Source organism: Streptomyces sp. NPDC001604, from assembly GCF_042893475.1.
Taxonomy (GTDB): domain Bacteria; phylum Actinomycetota; class Actinomycetes; order Streptomycetales; family Streptomycetaceae; genus Streptomyces.
In genome coordinates, this window is the sequence record NZ_JBIAUY010000026.1 from 43,800 (window position 1) to 58,184 (window position 14,385).

At 70.1% G+C, this 14,385-nt stretch carries 18 protein-coding genes; 11 read left to right on the forward strand and 7 right to left on the reverse strand.

The features are described from left to right. Positions 1-6 precede the first annotated feature (6 nt). From ACFY1E_RS43550 to ACFY1E_RS43575, 6 genes are all read right to left on the reverse strand, one after another. Complete coding sequence (locus tag ACFY1E_RS43550; protein WP_389086980.1) at positions 7-1,440, reverse strand: sensor histidine kinase; 1,434 nt, start codon at positions 1,438-1,440, stop codon at positions 7-9. Continuing rightward, on the reverse strand, positions 1,437-2,174 hold the full coding sequence (locus ACFY1E_RS43555) for a response regulator transcription factor (protein WP_389086983.1): 738 nt from the start codon (positions 2,172-2,174) through the stop codon (positions 1,437-1,439). The genes ACFY1E_RS43550 and ACFY1E_RS43555 overlap by 4 nt, the downstream gene beginning before the upstream one ends. Positions 2,175-2,269: 95 nt before the next feature. Beyond that, positions 2,270-2,470: a hypothetical protein gene (locus tag ACFY1E_RS43560; RefSeq protein ID WP_389086985.1), complete on the reverse strand. Its 201-nt coding sequence runs from the start codon at positions 2,468-2,470 to the stop codon at positions 2,270-2,272. A 29-nt stretch (positions 2,471-2,499) separates the two neighbouring features. Beyond that, on the reverse strand, positions 2,500-3,558 hold the full coding sequence (locus tag ACFY1E_RS43565) for a S1C family serine protease (RefSeq protein WP_389086988.1): 1,059 nt from the start codon (positions 3,556-3,558) through the stop codon (positions 2,500-2,502). Positions 3,559-3,701: 143 nt separating this feature from the next. Continuing rightward, positions 3,702-4,724: a LacI family DNA-binding transcriptional regulator gene (locus ACFY1E_RS43570; RefSeq protein WP_389086990.1), complete on the reverse strand. Its 1,023-nt coding sequence runs from the start codon at positions 4,722-4,724 to the stop codon at positions 3,702-3,704. Between the two features lie 108 nt (positions 4,725-4,832). After that, positions 4,833-5,612, reverse strand: coding sequence for a winged-helix domain-containing protein (locus ACFY1E_RS43575; RefSeq protein ID WP_389086993.1), 780 nt, complete (start codon positions 5,610-5,612; stop codon positions 4,833-4,835). A gap of 183 nt (positions 5,613-5,795) precedes the next feature. On the opposite strand from ACFY1E_RS43575, the gene ACFY1E_RS43580 reads away from it, so the two are divergent. The 8 genes from ACFY1E_RS43580 to ACFY1E_RS43615 all read left to right on the forward strand — a co-directional run bounded on the left by ACFY1E_RS43580 (position 5,796) and on the right by ACFY1E_RS43615 (position 10,950). Continuing rightward, entirely contained in the window at positions 5,796-6,659 is an 864-nt protein-coding gene (locus tag ACFY1E_RS43580; protein WP_389086995.1) for an alpha/beta hydrolase, read from the forward strand. Positions 6,660-6,715: 56 nt separating this feature from the next. Further along, on the forward strand, positions 6,716-6,970 hold the full coding sequence (locus ACFY1E_RS43585) for a MoaD/ThiS family protein (protein WP_389086998.1): 255 nt from the start codon (positions 6,716-6,718) through the stop codon (positions 6,968-6,970). A 2-nt stretch (positions 6,971-6,972) separates the two neighbouring features. Then, entirely contained in the window at positions 6,973-8,082 is a 1,110-nt protein-coding gene (locus tag ACFY1E_RS43590; RefSeq protein WP_389087000.1) for a hypothetical protein, read from the forward strand. A 149-nt stretch (positions 8,083-8,231) separates the two neighbouring features. After that, positions 8,232-8,978 (forward strand): DUF2993 domain-containing protein, encoded by a 747-nt coding sequence (locus tag ACFY1E_RS43595; RefSeq protein ID WP_389087003.1) that lies wholly within the window; start codon positions 8,232-8,234, stop codon positions 8,976-8,978. Positions 8,979-9,186: 208 nt separating this feature from the next. After that, positions 9,187-9,294, forward strand: coding sequence for an Ms5788A family Cys-rich leader peptide (locus ACFY1E_RS43600; protein ID WP_389087005.1), 108 nt, complete (start codon positions 9,187-9,189; stop codon positions 9,292-9,294). A 132-nt stretch (positions 9,295-9,426) separates the two neighbouring features. Continuing rightward, on the forward strand, positions 9,427-10,266 hold the full coding sequence (locus tag ACFY1E_RS43605) for a sulfurtransferase (RefSeq protein WP_351480538.1): 840 nt from the start codon (positions 9,427-9,429) through the stop codon (positions 10,264-10,266). A 61-nt stretch (positions 10,267-10,327) separates the two neighbouring features. Next, a complete protein-coding gene (locus ACFY1E_RS43610) occupies positions 10,328-10,615 on the forward strand; it encodes a DUF1416 domain-containing protein (protein ID WP_003991226.1) in 288 nt (95 codons plus the stop codon). 71 nt (positions 10,616-10,686) lie between these two features. Next, the gene (locus ACFY1E_RS43615; protein WP_115907338.1) at positions 10,687-10,950 is read left to right on the forward strand and encodes a DUF3099 domain-containing protein; all 264 of its coding nucleotides are present in this window, start codon (positions 10,687-10,689) and stop codon (positions 10,948-10,950) included. A 67-nt stretch (positions 10,951-11,017) separates the two neighbouring features. Here ACFY1E_RS43615 and ACFY1E_RS43620 read toward each other — a convergent pair whose 3' ends face one another. Next, positions 11,018-11,380 carry a DsrE family protein gene (locus ACFY1E_RS43620; protein WP_389087009.1) on the reverse strand — a complete coding sequence of 121 codons (363 nt, stop codon included), beginning with the start codon at positions 11,378-11,380 and terminating at the stop codon, positions 11,018-11,020. A 98-nt stretch (positions 11,381-11,478) separates the two neighbouring features. On the opposite strand from ACFY1E_RS43620, the gene ACFY1E_RS43625 reads away from it, so the two are divergent. The 3 genes from ACFY1E_RS43625 to ACFY1E_RS43635 are packed head-to-tail and all read left to right on the forward strand — an operon-like array spanning position 11,479 to position 14,203. After that, a complete protein-coding gene (locus tag ACFY1E_RS43625; RefSeq protein ID WP_389087012.1) occupies positions 11,479-12,255 on the forward strand; it encodes a hypothetical protein in 777 nt (258 codons plus the stop codon). After that, positions 12,252-13,301 (forward strand): hypothetical protein, encoded by a 1,050-nt coding sequence (locus ACFY1E_RS43630; RefSeq protein WP_389087014.1) that lies wholly within the window; start codon positions 12,252-12,254, stop codon positions 13,299-13,301. Before ACFY1E_RS43625 ends, ACFY1E_RS43630 begins: the two co-directional genes overlap by 4 nt. Then, positions 13,298-14,203 (forward strand): hypothetical protein, encoded by a 906-nt coding sequence (locus tag ACFY1E_RS43635; protein WP_389087017.1) that lies wholly within the window; start codon positions 13,298-13,300, stop codon positions 14,201-14,203. The genes ACFY1E_RS43630 and ACFY1E_RS43635 overlap by 4 nt, the downstream gene beginning before the upstream one ends. Positions 14,204-14,385 lie beyond the last annotated feature (182 nt).

Sequence of the window (14,385 nt, forward strand, 5' to 3'; positions counted from 1 at the left end):
CCCGGACTACGGCCCCTCCGGCGGCGGCATCGGCGCCCCCGGCAGCCGTACCGTCGCCACCGTGCCGCCGCCCTCCGCGCGGGACAGGGTGACCTCGCCGCCCGCCTGCTCCACCGTCCGCGCGACTATCGACAGACCCAGGCCCGAGCCCGGCAGCGCGCGTGCGCTCGGGGAGCGCCAGAAGCGGTCGAAGACGTAGGGGAGCTCCTCGGCGGGGATGCCGGGGCCGTGATCGCGGACCGTCAGGATGCCGCTGCCGAGCTCCACCTCGATCGCGCCGCCCTCGGGGCTGAACTTCACCGCGTTGTCGAGGATGTTGACGATCGCCCGCTCCAGCGCGGACGGCTCCGCCCGTACGTACCAGGGATGCAGGTCCGCCGTGATCGTCAGCTCCGGCCCGCGCAGACGTGCCCGGCGCAGCGCCGCTTCCACGATGTCCTCCAGCGAGACCACCTGGACGCGCTCGCCCCGCTGGCCCTCCGAACGCGACAGCTCCTGCAAGTCGCCGATCAGGGCGGCCAGTTCGGTCATCTGCGCCTTCACGGAGGCGAGGAGCGCCTTGCGGTCGGCCGGGGGGAGGGGGCGGCCGGTCTCCTCGCTGCGGCTGAGGAGTTCGATGTTGGTGCGGAGGGAGGTGAGGGGGGTGCGGAGTTCGTGACCGGCGTCGGCGATGAGCTGCTGCTGCAGGTCGCGGGAGCTGGCCAGGGACGCGGTCATCGAGTTGAAGGAGCGGGACAGCCGGGCCACCTCGTCCTCGGCGTCGTCCTCCACCGGGATGCGGATGCTCAGATCCTCGGTGCGGGCGACGTGTTCTACGGCTTCGGTGAGCTTGTCGACGGGGCGGAGGCCAGCGCGGGCGACTGCTAGTCCCGCGGCGCCGGCGCCGAGGACTCCGACGCCGGAGACGAGGAGGAGAATCAGGGCGAGTTCGTTGAGGGTGGACTGCGTGCCCTTGAGCGGGACCGCGAGCTGCAGGGCGACACCCTGGCCGTCGGTCTGGTCGACGCCCAGGTACAGCGTCAGCACGCGGACGGCGTTGCCGTGGTCGTCGGTGCCGTTGCGGAACGTGCCCCGGAGGAACTTCCCGTCCTTGATCACGTCCTTGTCGGAGCCGGTGACCTTGACCGTGCCCGGGGAGCTCGGGTCGACGCAGGGGGTGCCGCTCTCCTTGATCGCCTGGACGTAGTTGTTCCGGCCCGGATAGTTCTGGGGGTTCTCCGGCGGGTTCTGCGTGCACCTGTTCAACAGCTGGTTGACCGTGCCGGGCCTCCCCGCCATCTCGTTGAGATCGTCGTTGACCTGGTCGTACAGCTTCCCCTGCACGATGAACCAGCACGTCACCGAAACCGCCGCCACCGCAAAAGCCACCGCCGCAGCCACCAGCATCGCCAGCCGGGAGCGGATCGGCAGCGTCTGGAAGCGGCGCAGGAGCCTCCTCACTCCGCGCCGCCCTGCCGCAGCACATACCCGACGCCCCGCACGGTGTGCACGAGGCGCGGCTCGCCGCCCGCCTCCGTCTTGCGGCGCAGGTACATGACGTACACGTCCAAGGAATTGGAGCTCGGCTCGAAGTCGAAGCCCCACACCGCCTTCAGGATCTGCTCCCTGGTCAGCACCTGGCGCGGGTGCGCCATGAACATCTCCAGGAGGGTGAACTCCGTGCGGGTCAGCTCCACCTGGCGCCCGCCCCGCGTCACCTCCCGCGTCGCCAGATCCATCCGCAGGTCCGCGAAGGTCAGCGCCTCGTCCTCCTGGAGGGCCCCGGCGGCCGCCGCGGCGGCGTACGAGCTGCGCCGCAGCAGGGCGCGGACGCGCGCGAACAGCTCGTCCAGCTCGAAGGGCTTGACCAGGTAGTCGTCGGCGCCGGCGTCGAGGCCCGTCACCCGGTCACCCACCGTGTCACGCGCCGTCAGCATCAGGATCGGCGTCGTCGTGCCCGCCCCCCGCATACGGCGGGCCGCGGTCAGACCGTCCATGCGCGGCATCTGGATGTCGAGGACCACCAGGTCTGGCTGGTACGCCGTTGCCTTCTCCAGCGCGTCGGCGCCGTCGACCGCGACCTCCGTCGCGTAGCCCTCGAAGGCGAGGCTGCGCTGGAGTGCTTCGCGTACGGCCGGCTCGTCGTCGACGATCAGGATGCGCTGCGGGTCACGGTCGCCATCGGCGGGGCTCATGGGCTTCGGGTCCTCGGTGCGGTGGGACGGTGGGACGACAGGGGGCTGGACCAGCGAAAGATGCTCAACGTGCTGAAGGCCTTCAGCCTCGCATATCAGCCACGCATCGCCGCGATCCGGTTCAGCGGCACCCTGCGGCGGTGCGGGCGGGCGGCCGAGGTGTGCAGGCCCATCAGCTGCGGGGCCACCTCCGGCGCCCGCGTCGTCGGTGCGTGCAGTTCGTACGCCACCGCGAGGGCCAGGGCGAGACCGGCCGGGTCGGTGCCGGCGACCGTGTGGGAAACCTGCTGGATCATGACGTACTCCCTTTTCGTGGAGGCGGGATTCAGCTGTCGGTGCCGCCGGCCCGCAGCGTGGCCAGGTCGGACTTGACGGTGTTGATCGGGATGGCGAAGCCGAGGCCGACGCTGCCGGCGTCCGACGAACCCGAGGACGACTGCGAACTGGCCGAGTACATAGCGGAGTTGATGCCGATGATGTCGCCCGCGGCGTCGATCAGCGCGCCGCCGGAGTTGCCCGGGTTGAGGGACGCGTCGGTCTGGATCGCCTTGTACGTGGTCGTCGAGGAACCCGTGTCGCCGTTGAACTGCCGGCCGCCGAAGGAGAACGGCCACTGGCCGTCACCGCCGTCCTGTCCCTGCCCCTGGTTCTCGTCGGTCGAGACGGTGACGTCGCGGTTCAGGGCCGAGACGATGCCGCTGGTGACCGTGCCGCTCAGGCCCTCGGGGGAGCCGATCGCCACGACCGTGTCGCCGACCTGCACGCCGTCGGAGTTGCCGAGGGTTGCCGCCTTCAGCCCGGACGCACCCTCCAGCTTGATCAGGGCGAGGTCCTTCTTGCTGTCGGTGCCGACGACCTTCGCGGGGTAGGTCTTGCCGTTGCTGGTCGTCACCTTGATCGACGAGGCGCCGGAGATGACGTGGTTGTTGGTGACAATCTCGCCGCCGCTGGTGATGATCACACCGGAGCCGGTCGAGGAGCCGTTGCTCAGGGTGGCGCTGATCTCGACCACGCTCGGGCTGACGGCCGCGGCGATGGTGGCGACGTCGCCCTTCTTGCCGGCCGGCACCACATTGGTGCTGGTGCTGCTGGTCGCGACGGTGTTGTTGCCGGTCAGTTCCTGGAAGGCGTAGGCGGTGCCGCCGCCGATCGCCGCGGCGACGATCGCCACGGCGGCCAGCAGGGCCAAGGGGCCCCGGGACCGCTTCTTCGGCGCCTGAGCGTGGGCCGGCTCGACCATGGCCTGCTGCACCGGCGGCTGCGCCGGCGGGGGCGGCCACTCGGGGTTCACAGGGGAGGAGGCGTGCTGCGGGGCGCCCTGCTGCGGGTTCCCGTAGCCGTCATAGCTCTCGTACTCGCCGCTGCGGCGGAAGCTCTCGGTCATGACAATGAGCTTGAACCGCGACCATGAGAGCTTCCTGAGTGTCCGCTGAGAAGCCCGGCAGAACCTTGTTTGCCCGATATAAAGACGCTTCTCGCTGCCCGGCGGGCGCCTTCAGAGAACTTTCATGTGCCGGTGCACGGCCCTCAGGGGCAGCCGCAGGAGGTCCGCGCGACCAGTCGTGACGGGAACTGCTTGAGCCGTTCCCGCCGCGCCCCCGCCACCCTGAGCCCGTCGTCGAGTACGAGGTCCACGGCCGCCCGGGCCATCGCGGAGCGGTCCGAGGCGATCGTGGTCAGGGGCGGATCGGTCAGCGCCGCCTCCTTGATGTCGTCGAACCCGGCGACCGCCAGCTGACCCGGCACGTCGATGCGCAGCTCGCGGGCGGCCCGCAGCACGCCGATCGCCTGGTCGTCGGTGGAGCAGAAGATCGCGGGCGGCCGCTGCGGCCCGGAGAGGATCTCCAGCGCCACGCGGTACGCGTCGTAGCGGTTGTACGGCGCCTCGAAGAGCCGCCCCTCGGTGGAGATCCCGGCCTCGCCCATCGCGCGCCGCCAGCCCTCGACGTGGTCGGAGACCGGGTCGCCGACCGCGGGGGTCTCGGCGGTGCCGCCCATACAGGCGACGTACTCGTAGCCGTGCTCGATGAGGTGGCGTACGGCGAGCTCGGCGCCGCCCAGGTCGTCGGTGACGACGGCGACGTCGTCGATGGCCTCCGGCCGCTCGTGCAGCAGGACCACCCGGGCGTCCCAGGCGTCGATCTCCGCGGCGGCCAGGTCGTTGAGGGCGTGCGAGACGAGGATCAGTCCCGAGACCCGCATGCCCAGGAAGGCGCGCAGGTAGTGGACCTCGCGCTCGCTGACGTAGTCGGTGTTGCCGACGAGCACCATCTTCCCGCGCTCGGAGGCGGCCTGTTCGACCGCGTGCGCCATCTCCCCGAAGAAGGGCTGGCGCGCGTCCGGGATGATCAGGCCTATGAGGTCCGTACGCCGGGACGCCATCGCCTGCGCGACCCGGTCCGGTCGGTACCCCAGCTCCTTGATGGCGGCGAGGACACGCTCGCGCGTGGCCGGGGCGACCGGCCGGGGTCCGTTGTTGATGACGTAACTGACGACGGCGGTCGAAGTTCCCGCCAGCCGCGCCACATCATCCCGAGTCACCTTGGCCACGCGCGGAGTCTACGCGGATATACCGGCCCTGGGCAGGGCGAGAAGGAGCTTGCTCCCGCGCCCCCTGGGTGGAAGCTGTGCGGAAGCAATGCCCCTTCCGGCGGTCCGTTATGCCTCGGCCGACACCTCGGCGGTGTCCAGAGCGGCGGTCTCGTCCGCATCCTCCACCTTTGCCCGGTCTGCCTTGGCCTTGACTTCGTCGGAGACGCGATCGGCCTTCTCGGGAGTAACGAATCGATAACCGACGTTCCGGACGGTCCCGATCAGCGACTCGTGCTCGGGGCCGAGCTTGGCGCGCAGCCGTCGTACGTGGACGTCGACCGTGCGGGTGCCGCCGAAGTAGTCGTAGCCCCAGACCTCCTGCAGCAGCTGGGCGCGCGTGAAGACGCGGCCCGGGTGCTGTGCGAGGTACTTGAGGAGCTCGAACTCCTTGAAGGTGAGGTCGAGGACCCGCCCCTTGAGCTTCGCGGAGTACGTCGCCTCGTCGACCGACAGGTCGCCGTTGCGGATCTCCATGGGGGAGTCGTCGTTGACGATCTGCTGCCGGCCCATGGCGAGCCGCAGTCGCGCCTCGACCTCCGCAGGTCCTGCGGTGTCGAGGAGCACGTCGTCGATGCCCCAGTCGGCGGTGACGGCCGCGAGGCCGCCCTCGGTGACGACGAGGACGAGCGGACAGCCAGGGCCCGTGGAGCGCAGCAGCTGGCACAGGCTGCGGACCTGGGGCAGATCACGGCGGCCGTCGACGAGGATGACGTCGGCACCGGGGGTGTCGACGAGGGCGGGGCCCTCCGCCGGAGCCACTCGCACGTTGTGCAGGAGCAGGCCGAGAGCGGGGAGCACCTCCGTCGACGGCTGGAGGGCATTGGTCAGGAGCAGCAGAGAACTCATACGTCTGGTTCCTCCTCGGTCCCTGCGAGGACGTGTGCGGTGTATCACCCTGCTCTGCGATCCCGAAGGCCCCGTATATCAGCGGTCACCTGGAGTTTCCCGCTTCGTATACAACGCTTCCGAAAGCACAAAAGGACCCGGGGGCTACGCTGCCCGAGTCCTCTGCCCAGCAGAATAGCCCACATGAGCATCACTCCGGCAGGTCATGTGGCGCGATCCACCGTTCGTCCGAATTCTGAGACGGGCAGACAGGGGCCTTTCCGTACGTTTCTGCGCACCGACGACGGGATTGCGATTGATTCCGTATACGACCCGGGTGCGGCCGTATACGACGCCTCCACGACACCTTCTGTTGTTCCGGTGTTCGTCGTCGCCCACGGGTTCACCGGCGATGTGGACCGGCCGCATGTTCGACGGGTGGCGGAGGCGTTCGCGCAGTACGGGGCCGTGGTCACGTTCTCCTTCCGCGGCCACGGCGCCTCCGGCGGGCGCTCGACCGTCGGCGACCGGGAGGTCCTGGATCTGGCGGCCGCGGTGGAGTGGGCGCGGGGGTTCGGGCACGCGCGCGTGGTGACCGTCGGCTTCTCGATGGGCGGCTCCGTGGTGCTGCGGCACGCGGCGCTGTACGGGCAGGGGCGCGAGGGGCGCACGGAAGCGGCGACGGACGCCGTGGTTTCGGTGAGTGCCCCCGCTCGCTGGTACTACCGGGGCACCGCCCCTATGCGGAAGCTCCACTGGCTGGTAACGCGGCCCGAGGGCCGGCTGGTGGGCCGCTACGGATTCCGTACCCGGATCCACCACCGGGAGTGGGACCCGGTGCCGCTGTCTCCCGTGGAGGCCGTACCGCGGATCGCCCCGACGCCGTTGCTGATCGTGCACGGCGACCGGGACGGCTACTTCCCGGTCGACCATCCGCGCATGCTGGCCGACGCCGCCGGTGACCGGGGCGAACTCTGGCTGGAGCACGGCATGGGGCACGCCGAACACGCGGCCACCGACGATCTGCTGGCCCGTATCGGGGCCTGGGGTGCCGCGCAGGCGGGCTAGCCTGACGGTGTACACCGCCGATGCACCACTCGGCGATCCACTACTTGAGGAACCGGATGCCAAAGGTCACGGTGCGCTACTGGGCCGCCGCGAAAGCCGCGGCCGGGGTCGCCGAGGAGCCGTACGACGCGGCCACCCTCGCCGAGGCGCTCGACGCCGTGCGCGCGCGACACCCCGGAGAACTCGCGCGCGTCCTGCAGCGATGCTCGTTCCTCATCGACGGTGATCCCGTGGGCACCCGCGGACATGAGACGGTACGGCTGGCCGACGGCGGCACGGTCGAGGTGCTCCCGCCGTTCGCAGGAGGGTGACGATGACCGACCAGCCGTACGAGGGTTCGTACGACGCGTACGACCCGTATCAGCAGCAGCACCAGCAGCCGTACCAGGGGTATCAGGGGTACCAGGGGTACGACGAGGCGCACGCCGCCCAGGCCCAGCAGTACCAGCAACACCCGCAGTACACGCAGCAGTGGCAGGGGCAGACCTGGGAGGCGGCACAGCCGCAGGAGTATGCCGGCGCTGCGGTCCACCCCGGCTACGAGGCGCCCGGCGGTGGCGGCCTTGCCCACCCGTCCCGCCCCAGCGGGACGACTGCCCAAGGCGGCGGGGAGGACGCCGAGGCCGACTCCGACTACGGGCCCGCGACCCTCGCAGGGAACTCCCGGATCACGGACGCCCAGCGTGCCCGTGAAGAGGGACGTTCCCCGATCATCGAGCCGGGCATGCAGCCGGCCGGACTCACGGCGCTGCTCGGGCTGCTCGTGTCCGGAGCGGCGGCGATCAACTCGTACGCCCTGCTCGCCCCGCTCGTCGCGCTGCAGGCGGTCACCGCGGCGGGCTGGTTCCGGCTGAACGGCATGTGGCCCGCCCGGCAGGGCATCGCGCTGGCCTTCCTGGGCGCGCTGGCCGCGGACGTCGCACTGCTGGTGGCGGGCCGGGAGAACGCCCCGGCGGCGATCCTGGGCACCCTCGGCGTCTGGGTGCTGCTCTCCCTGGTCCTGCAACTGCGCTCGCACGCGGAGCCGGACGAGCGGATGTACGGCCTGATGGCGACCGTCGCCTCGGCGGCGCTGTCGATCGTCGCGGCCGGGTACCTCGCGGCCGAGCCGGACGCGGTGACCGTCGGCGCGGCGGCCGTGGCGGTGGCGGTCCTGGCCCGCGCCCTGCCGCTGCCCACCCCGGCGTCGATCGTCGTCTCACTGCTCGCCGCGGCGGGGGCAGGTATCGCGGTCGGCGGGATGACCGGTTTCGGCGCGAAGGGCGCACTCCTCGGCGCGGGCGTGGCGGTCTGCGCCCTGATCGGCCACCGGGTGGCGAGCTACGACTACCCGTCGAGGTTCGTCCACTTCACGGCGGGCGTGGCCCTGCCGCTGACAGCGGCGGCACCGGTGGTGTTCATGCTGGGCCGGGCATTGGCGTAGCCCGGCCCGTCCGGCGTCTGAGGACGGCAAGCTCTGTCACAGCTGATCGACAACTCCCCGATCAAACCCAGGGGCAGGGTTACTCTCGCGCTGGACGGCCACCCGGTCGTCACAACCGTCGTCGTCCGGCCAGGTGGGGGAAACACCGAATGCGCGCCCTGCGAATACTTCTGATCCTCGTCGTGGTCCTGGGCGGCCTCTTCGTGATCGCGGACCGTGTCGCGGTCCACTTCGCCGAGAACGAGGCGGCGGACAAGGTGAAGACCACGGAGAACCTCGCCACCACGCCGGACGTGTCCATCAAGGGCTTCCCCTTCCTCACCCAGGTCGCCTCCGGCGAGCTGGACGACGTCGAGATCGGCATCAAGGACTACGAGGCCGACACCGGCACGGGCACCGGCGGCAACAGCGGCCCGAAGTCGATCCGTATCGACGATCTGAAGGCCGACATGAAGGGCGTCAAGTTCTCCGGCGACTACAGCTCCGCCACCGCCGCCACCGCGACGGGCACCGCCACCATCGCCTACGACGAACTCCTCAAGGCGGCCAAGTCCGAGCCGACACAGATCATCCCCGGCATCGACGCCCAGGTCGTCGGCCTCTCCGACGGCGGCAACGGCAAGATCAAGGTGGACATCAAGGTGACCGCTGCGGGCGCCACGCAGACGTATCCCGTGCTCAGCTCGGTGACCGTGGACGGCGACACCGTCAAGGTGCACGCGGACAACCTGCCCAAGCTGGTCGTCGACCTCGCGGACTCCCGCATCCGGGCGATCACCGACTTCCAGCAGGCCATCCACCAGCTCCCGGGCGGTGTGAAGCTGGACAGTGTGCAGGCTGCGAAGAACGGTGTGGAGATCACGGTGAAGGGTTCGAACGTCAGGCTCGCGGGGTAGTACGACGGGCGGTGGACGGCGGTGGACGCCTGGCGTCCGAAAGGCGAGACGCTCGCGTCCGCACCGTAGATGTGATGACCGGCAGATCCACCCGCGGACCGTGCCGGTGCACCCCGCGCAGTGATCACTTCTCACATTCCGGACGATCGCATCTCACGATACGACACCCCGGTGACACGCCCCGCTGTCCGTCCCTACGATCGACCGCATGCAGAGCTGGACTAGTGTCCTCCGGCCACGGGGACAGGCGGACCTCACGAAGCGGCGGGCAGTCGACCTGTGCCGCGTCGCCGCCATGCTCTGTCGCCCCTTCTGAGCGGAAGGCGCAGACCTCCGCATCCCCCTGCCCTGCTCAGGGCACCCGTGCGCGCCCCGGCCCACCGCCGGAGGCATCCCGCGCCCCCTGCACTCGCACGCCCCGCCGCAACTGCCCCGGAGGAGAAAGAGCATGAGCCGCAGCGACGTCCTGGTCGACGCCGACTGGGTCGAGGCCAACCTCGACAACCCGAACATCGCGATCGTGGAGGTGGACGAAGACACGTCCGCCTACGAGAAGAACCACATCAGGAACGCGATCCGCATCGACTGGACCAAGGACCTGCAGGACCCGGTCCGCCGCGACTTCATCGACCAGGAGGGCTTCGAGAAGCTCCTGTCCGCCAAGGGCATCGCCAACGACACGCTGGTGATCCTCTACGGCGGCAACAACAACTGGTTCGCGTCGTACGCGTACTGGTACTTCAAGCTGTACGGCCACGAGAACGTCAAGCTGCTCGACGGTGGCCGCAAGAAGTGGGAGCTGGACGCCCGCGAGCTGGTCGAGGAGGTCCCGGAGCGCGCCGAGACCACCTACAAGGCCAAGCCGCAGAACAAGGCGATCCGCGCCTTCCGTGACGACGTGGTGGCGGCCATCGGTTCGCAGAACCTGGTCGACGTGCGTTCGCCCGACGAGTTCTCCGGCAAGCTGCTCGCCCCCGCGCACCTGCCGCAGGAGCAGTCGCAGCGTCCGGGTCACGTCCCGACCGCCCGCAACATCCCGTGGTCGAAGAACGCCAACGACGACGGCACCTTCAAGTCGGACGACGAGCTCAAGGAGCTCTACGCCGAGGAGCAGGTGGACCTGTCCAAGGACACCATCGCCTACTGCCGCATCGGTGAGCGCTCGGCCCTGACCTGGTTCGTCCTGCACGAGCTGCTCGGTGTCGAGAACGTCAAGAACTACGACGGCTCGTGGACCGAGTACGGCAGCCTCGTCGGCGTCCCGATCGAGCTCGGCGCCAACAAGTAAGACCCCCAACCCGCAAATCCCGACCGGCCTTCCTCCGGTCAGACCCCTCTTGGAGAAAGACATGTGTGGAGCGAAGGCCGGCGGCCCGGACGCCTCGACGATCAAGCCCGGTGAGACCACCATCCAGGGCCAGGTGACGAAGGACGGCGAGCCCGTCGTCGGCTACGTCCGCCTCCTGGACTCGACCGGTGAGTTCACCGCGGAGGTCCCGACCTCCGCCACCGGACAGTTCCGCTTCTACGCCGCCGAGGGCACCTGGACCGTCCGCGCGCTCGTCCCCGGCGCCACCGCGGACCGCACGGTCGTCGCCCAGCAGGGTGGCCTCGCGGAGGTCGCGATCGCGGTCTGACGCGCCGACCACCCAAGGGCCGCACCCTCCGGGGCGCGGCCCTTCGGTGTGCCCGGGCCTACGCTGGAAGCATGCTGGCACGTCGGCGTCACGTTTATTTCGCCATGATGGGCACCTGCATCACGCTGTTCGTCCTGGCCTGGGGAGTCGTACGCATCTGGTCGGTCCCGGTGGCGGTCGGGATGTGCGTGGTGGCGATGGTCATTCCCCCGGTCGCCGCCATGGTCGCCAACCGCCGGGGTCCGGACGACCGCTGGTGGGACGATCCGTCCGGCGATCCGAAGTCCGACGAGTGGTGGGACGAGCTGGACGGCAAGAAGCGCCCGAGGTCCTAGCGGCCGCCCGAGGTCCTGGCGGCTCGGTGGGCCGGCCCAGCGGTCCGGCACCGTTCCGTAGACCGTCTCAGTAGACGAGAGCCTGCGTCTCGTCCCCCAGGGCCTCCTGAACGAACACCTGCGCCCCCGCGATCCGTACGCCCTCGATGACGTCCTTCTCCGTGATGTCCCGGCGGGCCGCGCACTGGGTGCACAGGGTGACGTTGCCGGCGGCGAGGATCGCGTCGAGCAGGTCGGGCAGCGGGGCCGCGTGCGGGAGTTCGAACTCTGCGGCGCGACCCGGCAGGGCGAACCATGCGGACTCCCCGGTCAGCCACAGGGAGACGTCGACACCGCTGGCCACGGCCACCGCCGCCACCGTGAACGCCTGCGAGCACCGCTCGGGCGCATCGGCCCCCGCCGTCACCTTGATCACGAGCTTCTTCGCCATGGCCGAATCGTAATCACCGCCCCTACAACCAGCAGTGCCGGCCATGGGTCTCCTGTGAGCGCGCGTACGGAATGCGCGCTTCAAGTTTGTGGGGGGACGTGTTGGAAGTATCCGAAGAGGTGGTCGAAGCGCCGGTTGCGGAGGTTGCGCCCGATGCGCCCGCCGTGCCCGGCCGCCGCGGCCGCACCGCTCTGCTGATCGCCGGCGCCGCACTCCTCGGCGTGGTCACCGGCACCTGCACCGGCTGCCTGATCCAGGCCGACCGCAGCCCGACGGCCCTGCCCCCGCTCTCCCAGCCGAAGCTTTCACAGGCGACGGGCAAAGCACCCGAACCGCTCTCCGCCGCCCAGGACCGCCAGGTGAAGACCGACGGTGACCTGCGCAAGCTGCTGCTGAAGAAGCCGGGCGGTGCGAAGACGGCGGCCTGGCTGAGCGGCGGCGACGGCTGGATGAACCTGACCGAGTACGCCGAGGACTTCGAGAAGCCCGGCACCATGTTCGGCAACCTCGTCCGCGACGAGTTCCGCCGTGCGGCCGTCACCGGCTGGGAGACCGACGGCAGACAGACCGTGGAGATCCGGCTGGTCCAGTTCCGCCAGCAGGAGTCCCTGGAGGCCGCCGACTCCAGCGACAACAGCCAGTACTGGGCGGAGAAGAAGTCCGCCACCGACAGCTGGCCCGTCCCCGGGACGGGGAGCGGTATGGCGTACGTCCACAACCGTCCGGACACCGAGGCCGGCTATGTGCCGCTGTACAGCGCGGAGGCCCACGCCTACCGCGGTGACATCGCCATGGAGGTCTGGATCTACGACACCAAGCCGATCACCAAGGCCAGGATCATGGACCTGGCCGAGCGGCAGATGGAGCGGCTGTGAGCGAGAACGTCAACGAGCCGGTCGAGTCAGTCGAGTCGGTCGAGTTGGTGGAGCCGGTTGAGTTGGTGGAGCCGGTTGAGTTGGTGGAGCCGGTGGAGCCGGTCGAGTCGGTCGAGTCGGTCGAGCGGGTCGAGCCGGTGGAGCCGGTGGAGCCGGTCGAGTCGGTCGAGTCGGTCGAGCGGGTCGAGCCGGTGGAGCCGGTGGAGTTGGTCGAGTCGGTCGAGCCGGTTGAGCCGGTCGAACCGGTACGGCCGGTCGAGCCCACCGCCGCTCCCGCGCAGCCCGCTGCCCCCGCCGGCCGGCCCCGCCGTCGTGGCCGTGTCGTCGCTGTCGCCGGGTCCGCCCTGCTCGCCGTGGCAGTGGCCGTCGGCGTCGGCTACACCGTCGTCACCGTGAACGGCGCCGATCGTGACGCCGGTGCGGCCGTCTGGAAGTTCCCGAAGCAGAAGAGCGCCGGCAGCGAGAAGAAAGCCCGCGCCAAGGGGCTCTCCGGGATGCTCCTGACCTACACCGGCGGCTGGAAGCGCGGCCCCGACCTCGGCAACTTCGCCGCCGACACCGAACTCAGCGGCGCCCAGGCCACCGCCATGCGCAAGGAGTCGCTGCGGAACCTGCCGCGCACCCAGCGCAGACAGCTGGAGAAGCTGATCGACAAGCAGCACATCGAGGGCATGGCGATGCGCAGCTATGTGAGGGAGGCCGGCGCCGGCTTCTTCACGGACACCGCCGTCGCCGTGAACATCCAGCTGTCCCAGATGAAGAACAGGGCCGCCGTCCGGAACATCTCGGCGTCCCAGAACGAGTTCCTCGACAGGCTCGACGTCTTCCGCAAGGGCCCGAAGATCGAGGGCTACAAGGACGCCGCGTGCTTCCTGCCGCCCAAGGACTCCGGTGAGGACCTGGAGGCGATGTTCTGCTCCGCCTACCGGGGGAACGTGCTGGTCACCGTCACCGCGGACGGGGTCAAGCCGTTCGACTCCAAGGGCATCGCCCAGCTTCTGAAGGACCAGCTCGACCGCATCGCCGAGCCCGGAGAGGCCGTATGACCGAGCAGACCGAGCCCGTAGTGCAGACCGATCCGCAGGCCGTCGTGCAGACCGATCCGCAGGCCGTCGTGGTCCCGCCCCACGAGCCACCGGCCCCGATCGAGGACCCGGCCCCCGCCCCGGCCCCGGCTCCGGTGAAGAAGAACCGCCGTGTCCTGCACGCGGCCCTGCGCTGGACCGCCGCCGTCGTGGTGTTCGCGGCGGCCGGTGCGGGGACGGCGTACGGCATCACGGCGATGAAGCGGACCGACGTACCGGGACTGGCGACGCAGTCGGACGGGCGCTGGGACTACCCGACGCTCGTCAGGCCGCCGCTGCCCTCCGGCAGTCCAGGGCCCTTCGCCGAGGACAACACGGCCGGCACCCACTACGCCGACCTGCGTGCACTCGTCCTGCCCGCACCCGAGGGAGCGGTGCAGGACCAGAAGCTGCGCGGCAAGGACGGCTGGCTGGCGACGAAGGACTTCCTGGCCGAGTACCCGCCGGGGTCCGCCCGCGACGACCTGCGGCAGGAGTTCGTCGACGATGGTCTGCGGCACATAGCGGCCCGCGGCTGGACCACTCCGGACGGCATGCGCACCCGCATCTACCTGCTGCAGTTCGGCACGGCGGAGGTCGTCGACGATCTGTTCTCCCACGAGGCCCCGATCGACGGCCCCCGACATCCGCTGCGCGGCACGGACGGCCTGGTCTTCGACACGGACTTCCCGGCCGAGGCCCACGACCACGACGTCGACTACTCCGTCTACATCGAGAAGAGGCCGCGCGGCGCCGAGCAGACCCGGCAGGGATACCTCTCCGCCGGTGACGTCCTCGCGGTGATCCTGCAGTCCAGGAAGGGCGCGGCGCAGGCCGTACCGTTCCGGCAGACGGTGGCCCTGCAGAGCGAGCTGCTCGGCTGACGTCCGCCCGAGTCCCGCTTGGGCGTACCTCACAAGGAGTGCCGGGCCCCGGCCGCGTAAGCTGGGGCCCGGCCTTTGTGTACCGCCCACCCTCAGCTCATCAAGGAGCACCCCGTGCTTGAGGCATTCTTCGAAGCCCTGCTGGTCCTGGTCTGCGTCGGCGTCCTCGCCTTCGCCGGGCT

Coding starts and splice junctions, on each gene's coding strand:
- ACFY1E_RS43610 (WP_003991226.1), top strand. CDS start 10,328: ATGTGTGGAGCGAAGGCCGGCGGCCCGGACGCCTCGACGATCAAGCCC.
- ACFY1E_RS43635 (WP_389087017.1), top strand. CDS start 13,298: ATGACCGAGCAGACCGAGCCCGTAGTGCAGACCGATCCGCAGGCCGTC.
- ACFY1E_RS43565 (WP_389086988.1), bottom strand. CDS start 3,558: ATGACCGAGAGCTTCCGCCGCAGCGGCGAGTACGAGAGCTATGACGGC.
- ACFY1E_RS43590 (WP_389087000.1), top strand. CDS start 6,973: ATGACCGACCAGCCGTACGAGGGTTCGTACGACGCGTACGACCCGTAT.
- ACFY1E_RS43585 (WP_389086998.1), top strand. CDS start 6,716: ATGCCAAAGGTCACGGTGCGCTACTGGGCCGCCGCGAAAGCCGCGGCC.
- ACFY1E_RS43605 (WP_351480538.1), top strand. CDS start 9,427: ATGAGCCGCAGCGACGTCCTGGTCGACGCCGACTGGGTCGAGGCCAAC.
- ACFY1E_RS43560 (WP_389086985.1), bottom strand. CDS start 2,470: ATGATCCAGCAGGTTTCCCACACGGTCGCCGGCACCGACCCGGCCGGT.
- ACFY1E_RS43580 (WP_389086995.1), top strand. CDS start 5,796: ATGAGCATCACTCCGGCAGGTCATGTGGCGCGATCCACCGTTCGTCCG.
- ACFY1E_RS43615 (WP_115907338.1), top strand. CDS start 10,687: ATGCTGGCACGTCGGCGTCACGTTTATTTCGCCATGATGGGCACCTGC.
- ACFY1E_RS43595 (WP_389087003.1), top strand. CDS start 8,232: ATGCGCGCCCTGCGAATACTTCTGATCCTCGTCGTGGTCCTGGGCGGC.
- ACFY1E_RS43555 (WP_389086983.1), bottom strand. CDS start 2,174: ATGAGCCCCGCCGATGGCGACCGTGACCCGCAGCGCATCCTGATCGTC.
- ACFY1E_RS43600 (WP_389087005.1), top strand. CDS start 9,187: ATGCAGAGCTGGACTAGTGTCCTCCGGCCACGGGGACAGGCGGACCTC.
- ACFY1E_RS43575 (WP_389086993.1), bottom strand. CDS start 5,612: ATGAGTTCTCTGCTGCTCCTGACCAATGCCCTCCAGCCGTCGACGGAG.
- ACFY1E_RS43620 (WP_389087009.1), bottom strand. CDS start 11,380: ATGGCGAAGAAGCTCGTGATCAAGGTGACGGCGGGGGCCGATGCGCCC.